20 protein-coding genes are annotated in these 17,884 nt (G+C 28.3%); 18 read left to right on the forward strand and 2 right to left on the reverse strand.

The window, feature by feature from the left end; all coding sequences use genetic code 11:
* Positions 1-24: 24 nt before the first annotated feature.
* Positions 25-1,335, reverse strand: coding sequence for an HTTM domain-containing protein (locus tag KI686_RS01835; RefSeq protein WP_237587539.1), 1,311 nt, complete (start codon positions 1,333-1,335; stop codon positions 25-27).
* Between the two features lie 209 nt (positions 1,336-1,544).
* Here KI686_RS01835 and gdhA point away from each other — a divergent pair, with 209 nt between their 5' ends.
* From gdhA to KI686_RS01905, 14 genes are all read left to right on the forward strand, one after another.
* Positions 1,545-2,900 carry an NADP-specific glutamate dehydrogenase gene (gene gdhA, locus KI686_RS01840; protein WP_237587540.1) on the forward strand — a complete coding sequence of 452 codons (1,356 nt, stop codon included), beginning with the start codon at positions 1,545-1,547 and terminating at the stop codon, positions 2,898-2,900.
* Positions 2,901-2,986: 86 nt separating this feature from the next.
* Positions 2,987-3,607 (forward strand): LysE family translocator, encoded by a 621-nt coding sequence (locus KI686_RS01845; RefSeq protein WP_237587541.1) that lies wholly within the window; start codon positions 2,987-2,989, stop codon positions 3,605-3,607.
* 58 nt (positions 3,608-3,665) lie between these two features.
* Positions 3,666-4,271 (forward strand): LysE family transporter, encoded by a 606-nt coding sequence (locus tag KI686_RS01850; protein ID WP_237587542.1) that lies wholly within the window; start codon positions 3,666-3,668, stop codon positions 4,269-4,271.
* An 11-nt stretch (positions 4,272-4,282) separates the two neighbouring features.
* Entirely contained in the window at positions 4,283-5,122 is an 840-nt protein-coding gene (locus tag KI686_RS01855) for an alpha/beta hydrolase family protein (RefSeq protein WP_237587543.1), read from the forward strand.
* Between the two features lie 15 nt (positions 5,123-5,137).
* A complete protein-coding gene (locus KI686_RS01860) occupies positions 5,138-5,536 on the forward strand; it encodes an ACT domain-containing protein (RefSeq protein WP_237587544.1) in 399 nt (132 codons plus the stop codon).
* Positions 5,536-6,648: a DNA polymerase IV gene (gene dinB / locus KI686_RS01865; protein WP_368735864.1), complete on the forward strand. Its 1,113-nt coding sequence runs from the start codon at positions 5,536-5,538 to the stop codon at positions 6,646-6,648. Before KI686_RS01860 ends, dinB begins: the two co-directional genes overlap by 1 nt.
* Positions 6,649-6,650: 2 nt before the next feature.
* On the forward strand, positions 6,651-7,103 hold the full coding sequence (locus KI686_RS01870) for a GNAT family N-acetyltransferase (RefSeq protein WP_237587545.1): 453 nt from the start codon (positions 6,651-6,653) through the stop codon (positions 7,101-7,103).
* 78 nt (positions 7,104-7,181) lie between these two features.
* A complete protein-coding gene (locus KI686_RS01875; protein ID WP_237587546.1) occupies positions 7,182-7,631 on the forward strand; it encodes a GreA/GreB family elongation factor in 450 nt (149 codons plus the stop codon).
* Between the two features lie 71 nt (positions 7,632-7,702).
* A complete protein-coding gene (locus KI686_RS01880; protein WP_237587547.1) occupies positions 7,703-8,299 on the forward strand; it encodes a DUF6973 domain-containing protein in 597 nt (198 codons plus the stop codon).
* Positions 8,300-8,535: 236 nt separating this feature from the next.
* Positions 8,536-10,398 (forward strand): SLC13 family permease, encoded by a 1,863-nt coding sequence (locus KI686_RS01885; protein WP_237587548.1) that lies wholly within the window; start codon positions 8,536-8,538, stop codon positions 10,396-10,398.
* A gap of 242 nt (positions 10,399-10,640) precedes the next feature.
* The gene (locus tag KI686_RS01890; protein ID WP_237587549.1) at positions 10,641-11,318 is read left to right on the forward strand and encodes a succinate dehydrogenase cytochrome b subunit; all 678 of its coding nucleotides are present in this window, start codon (positions 10,641-10,643) and stop codon (positions 11,316-11,318) included.
* 12 nt (positions 11,319-11,330) lie between these two features.
* Positions 11,331-13,343, forward strand: a complete 2,013-nt coding sequence (locus KI686_RS01895; RefSeq protein ID WP_237587550.1) for a fumarate reductase/succinate dehydrogenase flavoprotein subunit — start codon at positions 11,331-11,333, stop codon at positions 13,341-13,343.
* Between the two features lie 8 nt (positions 13,344-13,351).
* On the forward strand, positions 13,352-14,092 hold the full coding sequence (locus tag KI686_RS01900) for a succinate dehydrogenase/fumarate reductase iron-sulfur subunit (RefSeq protein WP_237587551.1): 741 nt from the start codon (positions 13,352-13,354) through the stop codon (positions 14,090-14,092).
* Between the two features lie 262 nt (positions 14,093-14,354).
* Positions 14,355-15,077, forward strand: a complete 723-nt coding sequence (locus tag KI686_RS01905) for a GLPGLI family protein (RefSeq protein ID WP_237587552.1) — start codon at positions 14,355-14,357, stop codon at positions 15,075-15,077.
* On the opposite strand, the gene KI686_RS01910 is transcribed toward KI686_RS01905, so the two are convergent.
* Entirely contained in the window at positions 15,074-15,361 is a 288-nt protein-coding gene (locus KI686_RS01910) for a helix-turn-helix domain-containing protein (protein ID WP_237587553.1), read from the reverse strand. The genes KI686_RS01905 and KI686_RS01910 overlap by 4 nt on opposite strands.
* Positions 15,362-15,813: 452 nt before the next feature.
* Here KI686_RS01910 and KI686_RS01915 point away from each other — a divergent pair, with 452 nt between their 5' ends.
* The 4 genes from KI686_RS01915 to KI686_RS01930 all read left to right on the forward strand — a co-directional run bounded on the left by KI686_RS01915 (position 15,814) and on the right by KI686_RS01930 (position 17,865).
* Complete coding sequence (locus tag KI686_RS01915; RefSeq protein WP_237587554.1) at positions 15,814-16,038, forward strand: hypothetical protein; 225 nt, start codon at positions 15,814-15,816, stop codon at positions 16,036-16,038.
* A gap of 59 nt (positions 16,039-16,097) precedes the next feature.
* The gene (locus KI686_RS01920; protein WP_237587555.1) at positions 16,098-16,802 is read left to right on the forward strand and encodes a GLPGLI family protein; all 705 of its coding nucleotides are present in this window, start codon (positions 16,098-16,100) and stop codon (positions 16,800-16,802) included.
* A 69-nt stretch (positions 16,803-16,871) separates the two neighbouring features.
* Complete coding sequence (locus KI686_RS01925; protein WP_237587556.1) at positions 16,872-17,048, forward strand: hypothetical protein; 177 nt, start codon at positions 16,872-16,874, stop codon at positions 17,046-17,048.
* A gap of 79 nt (positions 17,049-17,127) precedes the next feature.
* Positions 17,128-17,865, forward strand: a complete 738-nt coding sequence (locus KI686_RS01930) for a GLPGLI family protein (RefSeq protein ID WP_237587557.1) — start codon at positions 17,128-17,130, stop codon at positions 17,863-17,865.
* Positions 17,866-17,884 lie beyond the last annotated feature (19 nt).

Here is a 17,884-nt window from a genome sequence, read left to right on the forward strand (position 1 = left end):
TTTGCGTAAACCAAAGACAAAAAATTACCATCCATTAAATTTATAAATCCATTTTGCATGGTTAAAATAATCCCACTTTGTATTTGCTAAATCTACATTAGGATCTATAAATTCTTGATAACGTCTGTTATTTAATTTTTTATTACTAATGGCGTAAACTTTAATTTCGTTTCCTTTTTTGGCTTCTTCTTTTTTAAGATATTGTGCATATTGCCAAATTACATCTGGACGTGTATTAATTAGATTTTTTTGTTTTCTACTTAAAATAGTAGGTTTAAGAATGTAAGTAGAATCTTTTTTAACATCGTAAATTTTAAAACGAGTTATTCCAGATGTTGTTCTAAGCATCATTCTCCAACTCATTTTATGTCCCTCTTCTGTCCAAAAAACATTCCCTTCTAAAAAATGTTGTCTTAATGGTAAAAATAATTGCAAAACAATATATGATGATAATAAGAAAAGCACAGTTTTTTTGTTAGAAGGATTACTACTGTAGGCAGTTTCTAAATAAAGTTCTTTTTTAGGTAAAAATATTTTACGTATTCTATCAACCGGAAAAAAGAAAATAGCAAAAGCCAAACTGAGATAAGGAAAAACACCTACTTGAAAAACAAAAGAATTAAAACTATGAAAAGCGATAGATACTATAAAAGCAAAAACCCTGGTTCTTTTGTAAATTAATAATGGTATAATTAATAAATCAAACAAAAAACCTCCATAAGCAACGCCCATATAAAACCATTCTTCTTTAAAAAACTGACCCACCAAAGGTGTTTTAATTTCTCTACCTAATTTAAGTTTTGTGTAAGTTCCGTCTAACCAATCTGGATAAATTTTTGCCATTGCTCCAAAAAAATAGACGCAAGTAATTTGAAACATTAAAATAAATTTACACCAAAAAGGCATTGCAATTTCTTTTAATACTCTACCTTTTTTAACATCTAAAGAATGCGATTTATGAGCAGGTAAAAAGCACATAATTAAGCATAACAAAATCATTAGATAATAATGATTATTATAAGATGCTTTATGTATTAAATAACAATAAGTCCAAAGAATAGTGTAAGAAATTATAGAGAATCTATAAAAGTTACCAAGAATAACGCACAAACCTAATGCTCCCATTACAGCATAAATATAATACATGCCAAAACCATCTATAGGTTGTAACCAACTAAAGGCAATAAAACTAAAATGTATTTTAGGTTCTACAAAAGTTAATTTAATCCAACCGGTAAAAATAGAACCCCAAGCTTCTAGCATTAAAACACAACCAAAAATAATTCTAAAGACAATTAAAGTAGTGTTGTCAATCTTTTTAAATAGAAACCGCATTGCTTTGTATATTTATTAACCTTTTATCTTATGCAAGATTAGTACATAATTTACTTTTTTATTAAATAATAATGCTTGGTAATAAAGTATTTAGCGAAATCGATTGCGTAAATAGAAGTATAACAAAATATTATAGTTTTTTTAATTTTGTGATATTTAAAATTACCTATATTTGTTGGGTTAAATTTTTATTAATATCATAAAAAAACATGGATAAAAATATCAAATATAAAATTGATGGATTCATGGAGTTGGTTAAAACTAGAAATAACCACGAGCCAGAATTTTTACAGGCTGTACAAGAAGTTGCAGAAACTGTAATACCTTATATCATTAATAATGATATTTACCACGGTAAAAATATTTTGTTAAGAATGGTAGAACCAGAAAGGTTGATATCATTTAGAGTTTCTTGGGTTGATGATAAAGGAGAAATACAAGTAAATAGAGGATATAGAATTCAAATGAATTCTGCTATCGGTCCATATAAAGGTGGTTTGCGTTTTCATCCAACGGTAAATGCTAGTATTTTAAAGTTTTTAGCATTTGAGCAAGTGTTTAAAAACTCTTTAACAACTTTACCAATGGGTGGAGGAAAAGGAGGTTCTGATTTTGATCCTAAAGGAAAATCAGATAACGAAATTATGCGTTTTTGCCATGCTTTTATGAGCGAACTTTTTAGACATATTGGTCCAAATACAGATGTACCAGCTGGTGATATTGGTGTAGGTGCTAGAGAAATTGGCTTTATGTTTGGTATGTATAAAAAACTAAATAACGAATTTACAGGTGTTTTAACCGGTAAAGGGCAATCTTGGGGTGGTTCTTTAATTAGACCAGAAGCAACAGGATATGGTAATGTGTATTTTGCACAAAATATGTTAATGAGAAAGAACGACTCTTTTAATAATAAAACAGTTGTTATTTCTGGTTCTGGTAATGTTGCTCAATTTGCAGCAGAAAAAGCAATAGAATTGGGTGCAAAAGTGGTTACTTTATCAGATTCTGCTGGTTATATTTATGATGAAGAAGGTATAGATTCTGATAAATTAAAACACGTAATGTTTATTAAAAATGAAAAACGTGGTAGAATTAGCGAGTATTTAGAAAAATATCCGAATGCAAAATATGTTGCAGGTCAAAGACCTTGGTCTGTTGCTTGTGATATTGCTTTGCCTTGTGCAACTCAAAATGAGTTAAATGGTGATGAAGCAAAAGAGTTGATTAAAAATGGATGTATTTGTGTTTCTGAAGGAGCAAATATGCCTTCTACACCAGAAGCTATTCACGAGTTTCAAAAAGCAAAACTATTATTTGCCCCAGGTAAAGCGTCTAACGCCGGAGGTGTTGCAACTTCTGGATTAGAAATGAGTCAAAACTCATTACGTTTAAGTTGGTCTCGTAAAGAAGTAGATGAAAAGTTAAAAGATATTATGGAAGATATTCATGATTCTTGTGTAGAGTACGGAACAAATGAAGATGGTTCTATAGATTACATTAGAGGAGCAAATATTGCAGGTTTTGTAAAAGTTGCAGATGCAATGTTAGCACAAGGTGTAGTGTAATAAGTTTCTTTAGAGTTAGTATATAAATGAAACGCGTCAATTTTTTGACGCGTTTTTTTGTTTTTTTGTACATATAAAATAATAATATGAACTTTTTTATCTGTTTACTTTTAGGTTTTTCAATTGCAATTGTAGGAAGCATTACACCTAGTTTTTTAAACTTAACTGTTGTAAAATTTAGTTTAAGAAACGGTAAAAAACCTGCTTTTTATTTAATTGGTGGTTATGCTACTGTATTGTTTTTTCAGGCAAATATTGGTGCTTATTTGGCTAATGTTTTAATGGAAAACTCAGAGTATATTACTTTAATTCAAAAAATAGGTACAGGTATTCTTATATTATTGTCTCTTAATTTTTTTAGATTGTATTATACATCAAAAGAAAAAACTAAAAAAGAAGAAATACCTAAATCTAAGGCATATTTTTATGGAATTTTAATGTCTCTTTTAAATACAATTGCCATTCCTTTTTATTTTACTACTATTTCTTTTTTAATAGGGTTAAATTATTTTGAATACTCTTTTTTTAACGGATTTTACTTTTCTATAGGTTCTACTCTTGGTTCTTTTGTATTGTACTCTTTGTATGCAATTGTAGCAAAAAAAATAGAGCATAGATTGCAATATATTGCCTTAAAAATGGATTTTATTTTAGGTTGTTTAACAGGTTTTGTAGCTGTTTTTAGTACTATAAAAATGTTTATATAATTTTATAAAAGTAATTTTTGTAATATTATACGACAGATTTATTACTAAAAAAAAATATATGATTTCTCTTTTTTTATTTGGGTTTGTCTTTTCTTTTTTAGGTTTTACGTTGCCAAGTGTGTTAAATATGACTGCGCTAAAAATACGTTTAGATAGTAATAAAAAAGAATTTATTAAATTTACAACAGGTGTTTCTGTTATTGTTTTTTTACAAGTTTTTACTTCTATTTATATTATAAAATACCTTTCGGGTAAGCCTTATCTTATAGAAATATTAGAAAAAACAGGTGTGGTTGTATTACTTATTTTATCAATTTATTTTTATAAACAGCATAAAAAAGAAAGAAAAGAGAAAGTAATTGTTAGAAAAAATTCTTTTTTAATGGGGATAATTTTATCCACCTTAAATATGTTTGCAATTCCGTTTTTTTGTGGTACAACTGCCTTTTTAATTTCCTATAATTTTTTAAACTTCAATACAATTTCTGTTTTAACTTTTGTTTTAGGTACCGTTTTAGGTACTTATTATATCTTATATTTATATGGTAAGTTTGCCTTAAAAATTCAAGAAAAAACAGGGAATTTAACAAATAATATTAACCTGATTTTAAGTTTTATTACTGCTGGTTTTGCCTTATTTACAGTGATTAAATTTATTATTTAAATCAAAAAAATATGAAAATTATAAAAAATACTATTGTTGATGGACAACATGGAAAACCAATTGTAACAGATGTTTTTTATAAAGAAACGCATCAACCAAAAAAAGTAGTTATTTTTTGTCATGGTTATAAAGGATTTAAAGATTGGGGACCATGGAATTTGTTGGCAGAAACCTTTGCAAATGCTGGTTTTTTCTTTATCAAATTTAATTTTTCTCATAACGGAGGTACAGCAGAAAACCCAATAGATTTTCCAGATTTAGAAGCTTTTGGTAATAATAATTACTCTAAAGAATTAGATGATTTAGGGAGTGTTATTGATTGGATTTCATCCGAAGAAAAATTTAAAAATGAAGTTAATTTAGAAGATATTTCTATTATAGGACACAGTAGAGGTGGCGGAATTGTGTTATTAAAAGCTGCAGAAGATACACGTGTTAAAAAGGTAATTACTTTGGCAGCTGTGTCTGATTTTGGTAAAAGATCGTCTACAATTGGTGAGTTAGATAAATGGAAAAAAGATGGAGTAAAATATGTTGTAAATGGTAGAACAAAGCAAAATATGCCACATTATTATCAATTTTACTTAGATTATATTACTAATAAAGAAAGGTTAGATATACCTAAAGCTACTAAAAGTCTAAAAATTCCGCAATTAATAATTCATGGAGATAAAGACGATGCAGTTTTTTTAAATGAAGGAGAAAATTTACATAATTGGAATCCTAAAAGTGAGTTTAAGATTATTGCAAATGCAAACCATGTTTTTAACACTTCTCACCCTTGGTTATCAACAACACTTTCTAAAGAATTAGAAGAGGTAACTAAGATTTGTATTGATTTTTTAAAGTAACTATTAACTATAAAAATGATTGCAGAAAAAGATTTACAAACACTATTAAAAAACATGCAACCTGTTTTAAATACAGGTAATTATGTTTTTGCAACGGTAAAAAATTTAGACGGAATAGTAAGGGCAGACACTTTGTTTGAGTTTAAAGAAGAAGAAGGTATTACGATAGTTCTTAAAAAAGAAAAAGCAGACACTTTAAAGATAAAATATAAAAATACTTATTCTTGGATTACGCTAAAAGTACACTCTTCTTTAGACGCAGTTGGCTTAACAGCAGCATTTTCATCTGCCTTAACAAAACATAAAATTAGCTGCAATGTTGTGGCTGGTTTTTATCATGATCATATTTTTGTTCAAACAAAAGATGCAGAGAAAGCAGTTATAGTTTTAAACAATTTATCTAATAAAATTTAGTGAAATTACAACCTCCTTTTAGAAAAATTATTCATGTAGATATGGATGCATATTATGCATCTGTAGCACAATTAGATAATCCTGATTTAAGAGGAAAAGCTATTGCTGTTGGTGGCGATGGTAGAAGAGGAGTTATTTCTGCCGCAAGTTACGAAGCAAGAAAATTTGGTGTAAAATCTGCCATGAGTGGTGCTTTGGCAAAACAAAAATGTCCGCATTTAATTTTTGTAAAAACAGATTTTGCACGTTATAAAGAAATATCTGCTAAAATTAGAGAAATCTTTTACGAGTATACAGATTTGGTAGAACCACTTTCTTTAGATGAAGCTTATTTAGATGTTACTAATAATAAAAAAGACAATCCGTCTGCAAATGATATTGCAAGAGAAATAAGGCAACGTATTTTTAATGAAACTGGCTTAAGAGCTTCAGCAGGAATTTCTATTAACAAATTTATTGCAAAAGTTGCTTCGGATATTAATAAACCAAACGGACAAAAAACGGTTCATCCAGAAGAAGTAATCGATTTTTTAGAGAAATTACCAGTTAATAAATTTTACGGTGTAGGTAAGGTTACTGCTGCAAAAATGTATAATTTAGGTATTTTTGTGGGCAACGATTTAAAAAAAAAGTCGTTAGAAGAGTTAACTAATCTGTTTGGTAAATCAGGTGCACATTATTACAATATTGTAAGAGGTGTTCATAACAGTCCTGTAAAACCTAATAGAATTAGAAAATCTATTGCAGCAGAACGTACTTTTTTAGAAAACATTTCTTCAGAAATTTTTATGATAGAAAAGTTAGAAAAAATTGCGGAAGAATTAGAAAAACGAATGCTAAAATCGGATACAAAAGGGAAAACAATTACCTTAAAAATAAAATATTCAGATTTTACACAACAAACTAGAAGCAAAACAACAACAACTTTTATGCAGAAAAAAAACGAATTTTTTCCGATTGTAAAAGAGTTGCTGTATCAAGAAAAACCTCAAAATTCTGTACGTTTATTAGGTTTATCGTTTTCTAATTTAAACACAATAATAACAGAACCTGTTTGGGTACAGTTAAAATTAAATTTTGATGAAGAAAATCAATTTAATATAGAAATTTAAAAATGGATATTAAAGTTTTACGCACAGATTCAGACAGTACAGATTTTATCAATTTGGTAAAAGAATTAGATGCTTATTTAAAAATTACTGATGGCGATGAGCATGAATTTTACAATCAGTTTAATAATATAGATGTTTTAAAAAATGTTGTGGTTTGTTATGTTGATGATAAACCAGTTGGTTGTGGAGCAATAAAGGAGTTTGATAAAACTTCTGTAGAGGTAAAAAGAATGTTTGTTTTATCGCAAAATAGAGGCATGGGAATTGCACAAAAAACATTACTAGAATTAGAAAAATGGGCAAAAGAAAAAGGATATAAAAATTGTGTTTTAGAAACAGGAAAAAGACAAATAGAAGCTGTACATTTTTATAAAAAATGCAATTATAAAATAATTGAAAACTATGGCCAATATAAAGAAATGGAAAATAGTATTTGTTTTAAAAAAGAATTATAAATAAGCATTTTTTTAAATGTATAAATGCTTATTAGTACAACAAAAAACTGTTTTTAAAGACAGTTTTACCAAAATAAAATGGAAGTAAAAAAAGCACTTTTTGAGCAATGTTTACAGTTTGTAAATAATCGTTTACAAACCGTAGAAGAGATTATTTCATCAAACCAAAAAGCATTACAATCAGAAACTAAAAGTTCTGCTGGTGATAAGCATGAAACAGGTAGAGCAATGTTGCAATTAGAAATGGAAAAAGCAAGCCAGCAACTAGCAGGAATTAATCAAATGAAAGAAATTTTATCAAAAATTAATATCTCTAAAAAAGCTACAATTGCACATTTAGGAAGTGTAATAGAAACAGATGTTGCTAATTATTTTTTAGCTATTTCTGCTGGACAAATTAAGTTAGATAACAAAGTATATTTTGTTGTTTCTGTGTCTTCACCAATAGGTAAATTATTACTTGGTAAAAAAGTAAATGATAAGATTAACTTTAACGGAAAAACTTTTAATATTAAAGAAATTAGTTAAGTTTTATCTTAAAGAAAATATATTTTAAGCAACAAATAATTTGTTTTTCTATCATGAAAAAAATAATTCTCTTGTTAACTATATTATTATCGTTACAAACATTTTCTCAATCTAATTTTAAAAAGTTTTTAAAACTATCATGTCCATTAAAAACATGGGTAATTTTTCATCCATTTAAAGCAAAAAGAGCTTTACAAATTTCTAATGAAGCAAAAAAAGTTGCAGATTCTATTGCTAAAACAAATTTATTAGATGGTGATATTTCTGGTGGAAGAGTAGATGCTTTTAGACATGCTTTTTGGATGGCTAGTTTACAACAAAAATTAGGCAAAAGAGCAGCTCTATCTTTAGGTAAAGCTTATGAAAAAGATAATTACAAAACATATAAAAAGAAAAAACTAGAAGAAGGTGTTTTGCCAGATAAAATATCTTCCGAAATGGATCTGTATAATAATAACCAAGGTATTAAACTTTCTGCTAAAGGTAATATTGTTTCTAAAAACAATTTAATATTTACAGTTGTAAAAGCAATTAGAGCAGGTAAAATGAAAATTATTAAAAAAGATGAAAAGGGTAATTTTTTAACCTGTACAGGGCAATTAATAACTAAAGATTCTTTAAAAGGAAAATGGGAAAATAATAAATGTCTAGTTTTATCTAACTTTTAATAAAATATTACTAATTACGTTTTTTAATTAAATAATTTATAAATTATTGTGTAAAAAATCTTTTTTACTAATTGTTTTTTTAATTAAAACTACTTTTTATTTATCTTGTGGATGTTAAAATAAATATTTTATAACCAGTAATTTAGATGGATGTTTTTTTATGTTAATAAAAGCTGACATAAATCATTTTACCAGTTTATAATTCAATCTAAATTCGCCCATAAAATAACTAAATTATGACTATTACTTTTATTATTTTAGGAATTAGCATTATCTTATTTGTGTCAGGAAAAATAAGACCAGACATTGTTGCCATTACTAGTATGATGGCATTAAGTATGACAGGTGTTTTAACTGTTAACGAAACTTTTTCTGGCTTTAGTAATACAAGTATTATTTTAATTGCAGGTTTATTTATTGTTGGTGAAGCAATGAGTAGAGCAGGGTTAACAGCTTGGCTTGGTAATAAAATAATTACTTTATCTAAAAATAATTCTAATCAACTATTAATTTTAATAATTATAGGTTCTGCAATATTATCTGCATTTATGAGTAATACAGGTACCGTTGCTTCTTTAATGCCTGTAATTATAGCCGCAGCATGGAGATTAAAAACCCCGGCTTCTAAAATGTTAATTCCTTTATCTTTTGCAGCCGCAACAGGAGGTTTATTAACGTTAACAGGTACGCCTACAAATATTATAACTAACCAAGCAATGATTGATGCAGGTGTACCAGAATTTGGTTTTTTTGAGTTTGCATACATAGGTGTGCCTTTACTAATCTTAACAGTAATTTATATGCGTTATTTTGGTACAAAATTATTGCCAAGTAACAAATCTAGAAGATTAGAAGATATAGATGAATCAATACAAAATATTGAAGATTCTTACCAACTTTATGAAGGGTTTTGGAAAGTAAGAATTAGACCTAATTCTTCTGCAATAGGTAAAACTATTAAACAAATGAAATTAGGTTCTACCATGGGTGTAAACATTATTAAAATAATTTCTAAAGTAGATATTGCTACTTCTATTCTTAAAAAAGTAGGTATTAAAAAAGGAGATTTAGATGAATTTCCAGATTTAGATAGAGAATTTCATGCAGAAGATGAGTTAATTGTTAATTGTAGTGAAAATCGTATACATAGATTTATAGATAAGTATAATGTAGCAGCTACTAAGTTAGAAGGTGTAGATGTAAAATTTATTAAAGAAAATGTACTTTCTGATGAAGTAGGAATTTGTGAGTTAATTATAGCACCAAAATCAAGCTATAAAGGAAAACATATTAATACAGGACGATTCGGAAAAAAATACAACCTTCAGGTAATTGCTGTAAGCAGATATAATAAAAGAATTAGAGGAAGAGAATTTGATTTACAAGAAGGAGATTCTATATTAGTTAGAGCTAAATGGGAAGATATTAAAGAAATACAAGAAGAAAGCAGAGATTTTTTAATTATTGGCTCTCCAGAAGAATTATCTAAAGAAGTAGGTACAATTACAAGAAAAGGAGTTATTTCTATTTTAGCAATGGTTTTTATGGTGTTAATGTTTATTTGGGGACCGTTTTCATCTTCAATTACAGTAATGTTAACAGCTTTTATAATGATTGCCGGTGGTTGTATAAACATGAATCAATCTTATAGATCTATAAACTGGAATGTAATAACCATTATGGCAGGTATGATACCAATGGGAGTTGCTTTACAAAAAACAGGTGGGGCAAAATTTATTGCAGACTCTATGATTTCTATGGTTGGAGAACAACACCCAACTTATTTTTTAGCTGGTATTTTCTTAATAACATCTTTTTTAAGTCAGGTAATGAGTAATACAGCAACAGCAATTTTAATGGCACCAATTGTTTTGGTAGCATCTTTAGAGTTAGGTTATTCTCCACAACCTTTTATGATGGCATTAGCAGTAAGTGCTTCTACTGCATTTTTAACACCTTTTGGTACCCCAACAAATACTATGGTAATGAATGCTGGTAACTATAAATTTACAGATTATTTAAAAAGTGGAGCCTTTTTACTTCTAATATTTTTTATTGTAAGTATTGTAATGATACCAATGATTTGGCCTTATAATTAAAATATTTTCTGATAAAAAAACTGTTATTTTTTGGCTCTATTCTGGTTAACCAATTTTATGAAATCTGTTGTGATTTAAACATTTTAAATGCAAAAACAAGCATAAACAGCTCTTTTTTAACTACTTAAATCCTTTATTAAAATGATTCTAAATAGTTAAAAAAGAGCTGTTTCATTTCATAAAAGAATATCTATATAGTACATTTGTAATTATCAATTATAACATACTTATACTTTTATACAATGGGCGGTTTTTTTAAATCTTCAATCGGGAGAAAGGTAGCCATGGCGCTTTCTGCATTCTTCCTCATGTTTTTCTTAATAATGCATTTATCAGTTAATTTACTATCGCTATTTAGTGAAGACGCATTTAACACGGCTTCTCACTTTATGGGAACAAATCCAGTGGTGCAATTTGCATTGCAACCAGTTTTAATTATTGGTGTTGTTTTTCATTTTGTGATGGGATTTATTTTAGAATTAAAAAACAGAAAAGCACAAGGAGTTTCTTATGCTAAAAATAATGGAGCAGCAAATTCTACTTGGATGAGTAGAAATATGATTTATAGCGGTATTGCTATTTTAGCTTTTATTTTATTACACTTTATAGACTTCTGGATTCCAGAAATCAATACAAAATATGTACTTGGTGATATGTCTGGTATGCACGATGGTAGTTTAAGATATTACCACGAGTTGGTAGAAAAATTTCATAACCCATTAAGAGTAGGTGCTTATGTTGTTGCCTTTATTTTTTTAGGTTTACACTTAGCACACGGTTTTACGTCTGCATTTCAATCTATGGGTTCTACTGCAGGACGCAAAAAAGCATTACAAAACTTTGGTAAAATATACTCAATAGCTATTCCTTTAGGATTTATAGTTATTGCATTATTTCATCACTTATTTAATAACCATTAATCTTAAATAACAATGGCTTTAGATTCAAAAGTACCTCAAGGTCCAATTAAAGATAAATGGACAGATTATAAAAATCATATAGATTTAGTAAACCCAGCAAACAAACGTAATATAGACGTTATTGTAGTTGGTACAGGTTTAGCAGGTGGTTCTGCTTGTGCTACTTTAGCAGAGTTAGGCTACAATGTTAAAGCATTTGCATACCAAGATTCTCCAAGAAGAGCGCACTCAATTGCTGCACAAGGAGGTATTAACGCTGCAAAAAATTACCAAGGAGACGGAGACTCTACTTACAGATTATTTTATGATACTGTAAAAGGAGGAGATTACCGTTCTCGTGAAGCAAACGTATATCGTTTAGCAGAAGTTTCTGCAAATATTATAGACCAATGTGTGGCACAAGGTGTACCTTTTGCACGTGATTATGGTGGGTTATTAGACAACCGTTCTTTTGGTGGAGTTTTAGTTTCTAGAACTTTTTATGCAAAAGGGCAAACAGGTCAACAATTATTATTAGGAGCCTATTCTGCAATGAATAGACAAATTGCTCGTGGTAAAATAGAAATGTTTAACAGACACGAAATGTTAGATGTTGTTATTGTTGATGGTAAAGCAAGAGGAATTATTGCAAGAAATTTAATTACAGGAGAAATTGAGCGTCATTCTGCGCATGCTGTTGTAATTGGTTCTGGTGGTTACGGTAACGTATATTTCTTATCTACAAACGCAATGGGTTCTAACGCAACAGCTGCTTGGAAAATTCATAAAAAAGGAGCTTATTTTGCAAACCCTTGTTATACACAAATACACCCAACATGTATACCACGTTCTGGAGATTATCAATCTAAATTAACATTGATGTCAGAGTCTTTACGTAATGATGGTCGTATTTGGGTGCCAAAAAACATGGAAGATGTTTTGGCAATTAGAGAAGGAAAGAAAAAACCTACAGATTTATCTGAAGACGAAAGAGATTACTATTTAGAAAGACGTTACCCTGCATTTGGTAACTTAGTACCGCGTGATGTTGCTTCTAGAGCAGCAAAAGAGCGTTGTGATGCTGGTTACGGAGTAAATGCTACCGGAGAAGCTGTTTATTTAGATTTTGCATCTGCAATTACAAGATATGGTACAGAGCAAGCTAAAATTCAGAATATAACAAACCCTTCAGATGCTAAAATTTACGAATTAGGGCAAAAAATTGTTGAAGCAAAATATGGAAATTTATTTCAGATGTACGAGAAAATTGTAGATCAAAATCCATACGAAACTCCAATGATGATTTATCCAGCAGTACACTACACAATGGGTGGTGTTTGGGTAGATTATAACTTAATGACTACAATACCTGGTTGTTACTGTATTGGTGAGGCTAACTTTTCTGATCATGGTGCAAACAGATTAGGTGCATCTGCATTAATGCAAGGTTTAGCAGATGGTTACTTTGTCTTACCTTATACAATTGGAGATTATTTAGCCGATGATATTAGAACAGGTAAAATATCTACAGACTTACCAGAATTTGAAGCTGCAGAAAAAGAAGTTACAGACAGAATAGATTTCTTTATCAATAATAACGGAACAAAATCTGTAGATTATTTCCATAAGAAATTAGGGAAAGTAATGTGGGATAAAGTAGGAATGTCTAGAAACGAAACAGGTTTAAAAGAAGCAATGGCAGAAATTAAAGCCATTAGAGAAGAATTCTGGAAAGATGTAAAAGTACCTGGTAGTAAAGATGAAATGAATCCTGAATTAGAAAAAGCAGGTAGAGTTGCAGATTTCTTAGAGTTAGGAGAGTTATTTGCAAAAGATGCTTTAATGAGAGCAGAATCTTGTGGAGGACACTTTAGAGAAGAATCTGCAGAAGAAGACGGACCACAAAAAGGTGAAGCAAAACGTGATGACGAAAACTTTGCTTATGTTGCAGCTTGGGAATATAAAGGAGAACCAGCAGACGCCGTTTTACATAAAGAAGAATTAGAGTTTAATGATATAGAACTAAAACAACGTTCATACAAATAAAAGACAGCATGAATTTAACACTTAAAATTTGGAGACAAAAAGACACTAGCTCAAAGGGGCAAATGGTAGACTATAAAGTGACTGAAATTTCAGAACATATGTCTTTTTTAGAAATGATGGATGTTTTGAATGAGCAATTAGTAAATTCTGGTGAAGAACCAGTTGCTTTTGATCATGATTGTAGAGAAGGTATTTGTGGTATGTGTTCTATGTATATTAATGGAGAAGCTCATGGACCAGATAGAGGTATAACAACTTGCCAATTACATATGCGTATGTTTAACGATGGTGATACTATTACTATAGAGCCATTTAGAGCAGCAGCTTTTCCTGTAATTAAAGATTTAGTTGTAGATAGAACTTCTTTTGATAGAATACAACACGCAGGTGGTTATATATCTGTAAATACATCTGGTAATACACAAGATGCAAATGCTATTCCTATTTCTAAACATGCTGCAGATGAAGCTATGGACGCTGCAACTTGTATTGGTTGTGGTGCTTGTGTGGCAACTTGTAAAAACTCTTCTGCAATGTTATTTGTAGGTGCAAAAGTATCTCAATATGCTTTATTACCACAAGGACAAGTAGAAGCTGCAGACCGTGTACAAAACATGGTTGCGCAAATGGATTTAGAAGGTTTTGGTAACTGTACAAATACTGGTGCATGTGAGGTAGAATGCCCTAAAGGAATTTCTTTAGACAACATTGCACGTATGAATAGAGAGTTAATGAAAGCGTCTATTTAAAGCGTATTTTCATATATATTTTAAGATAGAATAGTATAGAGAAATCTATATAAAATAGAAAAACCCAAAACGAATTTCGTTTTGGGTTTTTCTATTTTAATTTAGTAACTATTTTCATGGCCTAATAAAAGGAATGCTATTTGCTGATAACCAAAAAAATAACTAAATAAAAGATGTAATATTTTATTTAGAAAAAAACTATAAATAATGATAACTTTAAGATTTTTTTTTGATTATTAAAAATCATATTAAAATAAAAGTTATGAAATACAATCTATTACTAATTACGTTATTCTTTTCTTTAGCAATTTACACACAAATAAAAAGTGGTAAAGTAACTTATGTTGTTTCAATGACTCCAATTTCTGATAAAAGGATAGATTCAATATCTAAAAAAAGTAAAATTAAAAATGTAAAAAGCAAAAAATGGATGTATGATATTTTAAAAAATACACCCAATGTAAATACTTATTTAGACTTTGTTAACGAAGAATCTATGTATTATGTAGAAGATAAAATGGAGTTAGATGGAAAATCTATATTAAATATGAATAGAATTTTTGCTGGTGGAAATAACAAAGTTTATAAAAACACCAAAACAAAAGAGTATTTAAAAGAAAATATAAGAGAAAACCTATTGATTGAAAAAGAAGAGAAAAAATGGCAAATTACTCAAGAATCTAAACAGATAGGTAAATACATTTGTTTTAAAGCTATTGATATAGAATCTACAAATACAAAAATGAAACCTGTAGTTTGGTTTACACCTCAAATACCAGTAAGTTTTGGCCCATCAGAATATAATGGTTTACCTGGGTTGGTTATTTTGGTAGAAATGAGTAATAGAACCATAAGCGCTTCTAAAATTGTTTTAAACCCAAAAGAAAAAATAGAATTAAAAAAACTAATAAAAGGAGATAGAATTACCGAAGAAAAGTATAATGAAAAAATGAAGGCTTTATGGAAAAGTATTAAAAAAACTTAATTTAAATCTTTAAAAAATGCTGCGGGTGTAATATCTAATTTATTTAAAATAAGTAATAAACGCTCTAAATCTAGTTTTGTGTGCCCTTTAATTACTTTAAAATAACCATTTTCTGTTAGGCCTAAATATTTTGCCAATTCAAACCTGCTAAGGTTGTTTGTTTTTCTACTTTCTTCTAATTTTTCTAAAATATTTTTGCAAGTTACTTGTATTCTTTCTCTTTCTCTTTCTCTTTCTCTTTCTCTTTCTCTTTCTCTTTCTCTTTCTCTTTCTCTTTCTCTCATTAGCTAATTTTTTTATAGGTAAAAGTAAGTAAAATTGTTGTTTTAAAAACTTCCATTTTGGCATACCTGAAAATGGGGGGGCATTAACCCCATAAATGGCTATGCCAAAATGGAAAGCTATTTATTTGGTAATCAGAAAAATATTACCCAACTTTGAGAAGAAGGAAATTGTTATGAAAAGGAAAATTCTTCACTTTAATTTACGGTCTTTATAAAGAATAGTTACGGAGCAATTTTTAATAATAGAGGTTTGTCACTTCAAAATTAGATTTTTTAAGCAATTAAGAAATCTTTTTTGGTATCATTCCGAAAAGAAGAACGATTGAGGAATCTAAAAAGTAAACCTTTTTCTACAAGTTTTTAGAGAATTTTAAACTTGTTAACTCATATAAAACTCTAAATGTTTTAAATCAATTAACCTAAATAAAAAAATAGGTTACAAATTTTATATTATGAAAAAATTAATTTTAGCAATGGTTTTTGTTTTTGCTACAGGAACAATAATGAATGCGAATACAGGGATAGAAAAACAAACTACTTTAAAAATAAATAGTAAAATTATTTTAAATGATGATGTTGCTTATTGTGATGGTTATGCGAATGCATACGCAGAAATGCTGGACTTATCATATGAAGAAGCAAACGTATATTTTGAAAAATGCATGAGTAAAAGATAAAAGAATTAATAATAAAACTCATATATTATTTTAGTATATGAGTTTTTTTTAAAAATAATATGAAAAAAATAACATTATTGCTATTGCTAATTTTCTCTATTTCTTATGCACAGAATAAAAAGAACTATGAAGGCGAGGTTCTATATAGAGCATCGATAAATAAGATAAAAGATATAAAAGATATACCTAAAAAATATAGATCTATGATTTTGAAATCAATTAACGAATCAAAAGATGTATACTGTTCTTTAATATTTAAAGATGGACAATCTTTATTTTTTAAAGAAGAAAGGATGAGTGTTAATAGTAATTTATTAAATACAACAGATGTTTTATTAGGTAATGGAGTTTATTATAGTAATCATCAGAATATTTTACATCAAAAACATTCTTTAGGAAAAGAATTTTTAATTTCTATGCCTAATATAGAATGGATAATTACCCAAGAAAAGAAAAAAATAGGTAGTTATACATGTTTTAAGGCAACTACAGAAAAAAAAGGAGAAAATAGTAAAGGTGTGTTCACAAAAAAAATAACAGCTTGGTTTACATTAGAAATTCCGTTAAGCTTAGGGCCAAAAGATTATCACGGTTTACCGGGTTTAATAATAGAACTTCAGGAAGGTAGTTTATCATTTTTTGCTCAAAAAATTAAATTAAATAGTTTAGTTTTTAAAAATTTAGAAAAACCTAAAAAAGGAACAAAAGTTACTTTAAATGAATATAATAAAATGATGAAAAGAGTTTTTGGAAAAAATAATTAAAAACTTGTGAATATTTTTTTCTATCAATGTTGAGTGTCATAACTTTTTGTTTTTGCTACAGGAACAACAATGATGAATGCAAGTGTATCAAATAAAAAAGAAGTTTTACAAAATGATTGTGAAGATTTGTATTATGCGGTTAGAGATATGGTAACTTCAATGTCAGGAAGTGAATACATAGGTATTTCTGCAACTATAGCTTCAGAAAATGCTTGTATGGAAGACGAGATAGAAATAATTAATTAAACAAAATAACTAAAATACATCAAACCTAGTAATTTGTTGGGTTTGATGTATGTTTTACATAATTATAATAATTTAAAAGATGAAGATTCAAAAAGTATTCTTATTTTTTTTTATAATTCCTTTCTTTTCTTTTTCACAAAAAAAAATTTCAGGGAAGGTTATTTATAAGTACAGAGTTAAACAACAGGTTTTTAAAAGTGAAAAAGAAAGTGAGAACGCAAAATCCGTTTTTAACAACTTCAATAAAAATCTTGAAAATAATAAAGACCAAATATCTTATGAATTAATATTTAATAATAATAGTTCTTATTATAAACTAATTAAAAAGCTAAACCCTGACACTGACAAAGGAATAGATTTTGCAAAACTCTACACGGGTGGAAAAGAAGAAATTTATACAAACAAAAATAAGAACCTAAAAATAAAAAAAATTGATGTTTTTGGAGATTTTTTTCTAGTAAATAGCAAATTTAAAGAAGATTGGAAATTAACACAACAAACAAAGAAAATAGGGAAATATAATTGTTTTAAAGCTTTTTTAGAAAAGGAAACAAAAGGATTTAATAACAAAAAAAGTAATTTTATTACTCAAGTTTGGTATACACCAGAAATACCAGCAAATTTTGGTCCTAAGGGTTATGGTAATTTACCAGGTTTAATTTTGGAGTTAGAACAAGGAGGAGTTGTTTATTATGTAGAAAAAATAGAATTAAATAATAAAAAAAATATTGTTATTAATCCACCCCAAAAAGGGAAGATAATTTCTGAAGAAGAATTTTCTAACATGTTTAGAAAAATTGATAAAAAAAGGGATTAATAGCTCTAAACCCTACTAA

Source organism: Polaribacter sargassicola, assembly GCF_021991835.1.
Lineage (GTDB): Bacteria > Bacteroidota > Bacteroidia > Flavobacteriales > Flavobacteriaceae > Polaribacter > Polaribacter sargassicola.

Bases quoted from the DNA above. Each gene is read 5' to 3' on its own strand.
- KI686_RS01850 (WP_237587542.1), top strand. From the start codon at position 3,666: ATGATTTCTCTTTTTTTATTTGGGTTTGTCTTTTCTTTTTTAGGTTTT.
- KI686_RS01875 (WP_237587546.1), top strand. From the start codon at position 7,182: ATGGAAGTAAAAAAAGCACTTTTTGAGCAATGTTTACAGTTTGTAAAT.
- KI686_RS01910 (WP_237587553.1), bottom strand. From the start codon at position 15,361: ATGAGAGAAAGAGAAAGAGAAAGAGAAAGAGAAAGAGAAAGAGAAAGA.
- KI686_RS01855 (WP_237587543.1), top strand. From the start codon at position 4,283: ATGAAAATTATAAAAAATACTATTGTTGATGGACAACATGGAAAACCA.
- KI686_RS01925 (WP_237587556.1), top strand. From the start codon at position 16,872: ATGATGAATGCAAGTGTATCAAATAAAAAAGAAGTTTTACAAAATGAT.
- KI686_RS01895 (WP_237587550.1), top strand. From the start codon at position 11,331: ATGGCTTTAGATTCAAAAGTACCTCAAGGTCCAATTAAAGATAAATGG.
- gdhA (WP_237587540.1), top strand. From the start codon at position 1,545: ATGGATAAAAATATCAAATATAAAATTGATGGATTCATGGAGTTGGTT.
- KI686_RS01870 (WP_237587545.1), top strand. From the start codon at position 6,651: ATGGATATTAAAGTTTTACGCACAGATTCAGACAGTACAGATTTTATC.
- KI686_RS01890 (WP_237587549.1), top strand. From the start codon at position 10,641: ATGGGCGGTTTTTTTAAATCTTCAATCGGGAGAAAGGTAGCCATGGCG.
- KI686_RS01845 (WP_237587541.1), top strand. From the start codon at position 2,987: ATGAACTTTTTTATCTGTTTACTTTTAGGTTTTTCAATTGCAATTGTA.
- KI686_RS01930 (WP_237587557.1), top strand. From the start codon at position 17,128: ATGAAGATTCAAAAAGTATTCTTATTTTTTTTTATAATTCCTTTCTTT.
- KI686_RS01860 (WP_237587544.1), top strand. From the start codon at position 5,138: ATGATTGCAGAAAAAGATTTACAAACACTATTAAAAAACATGCAACCT.
- KI686_RS01835 (WP_237587539.1), bottom strand. From the start codon at position 1,335: ATGCGGTTTCTATTTAAAAAGATTGACAACACTACTTTAATTGTCTTT.
- KI686_RS01885 (WP_237587548.1), top strand. From the start codon at position 8,536: ATGACTATTACTTTTATTATTTTAGGAATTAGCATTATCTTATTTGTG.
- KI686_RS01900 (WP_237587551.1), top strand. From the start codon at position 13,352: ATGAATTTAACACTTAAAATTTGGAGACAAAAAGACACTAGCTCAAAG.
- KI686_RS01920 (WP_237587555.1), top strand. From the start codon at position 16,098: ATGAAAAAAATAACATTATTGCTATTGCTAATTTTCTCTATTTCTTAT.
- KI686_RS01915 (WP_237587554.1), top strand. From the start codon at position 15,814: ATGAAAAAATTAATTTTAGCAATGGTTTTTGTTTTTGCTACAGGAACA.
- KI686_RS01905 (WP_237587552.1), top strand. From the start codon at position 14,355: ATGAAATACAATCTATTACTAATTACGTTATTCTTTTCTTTAGCAATT.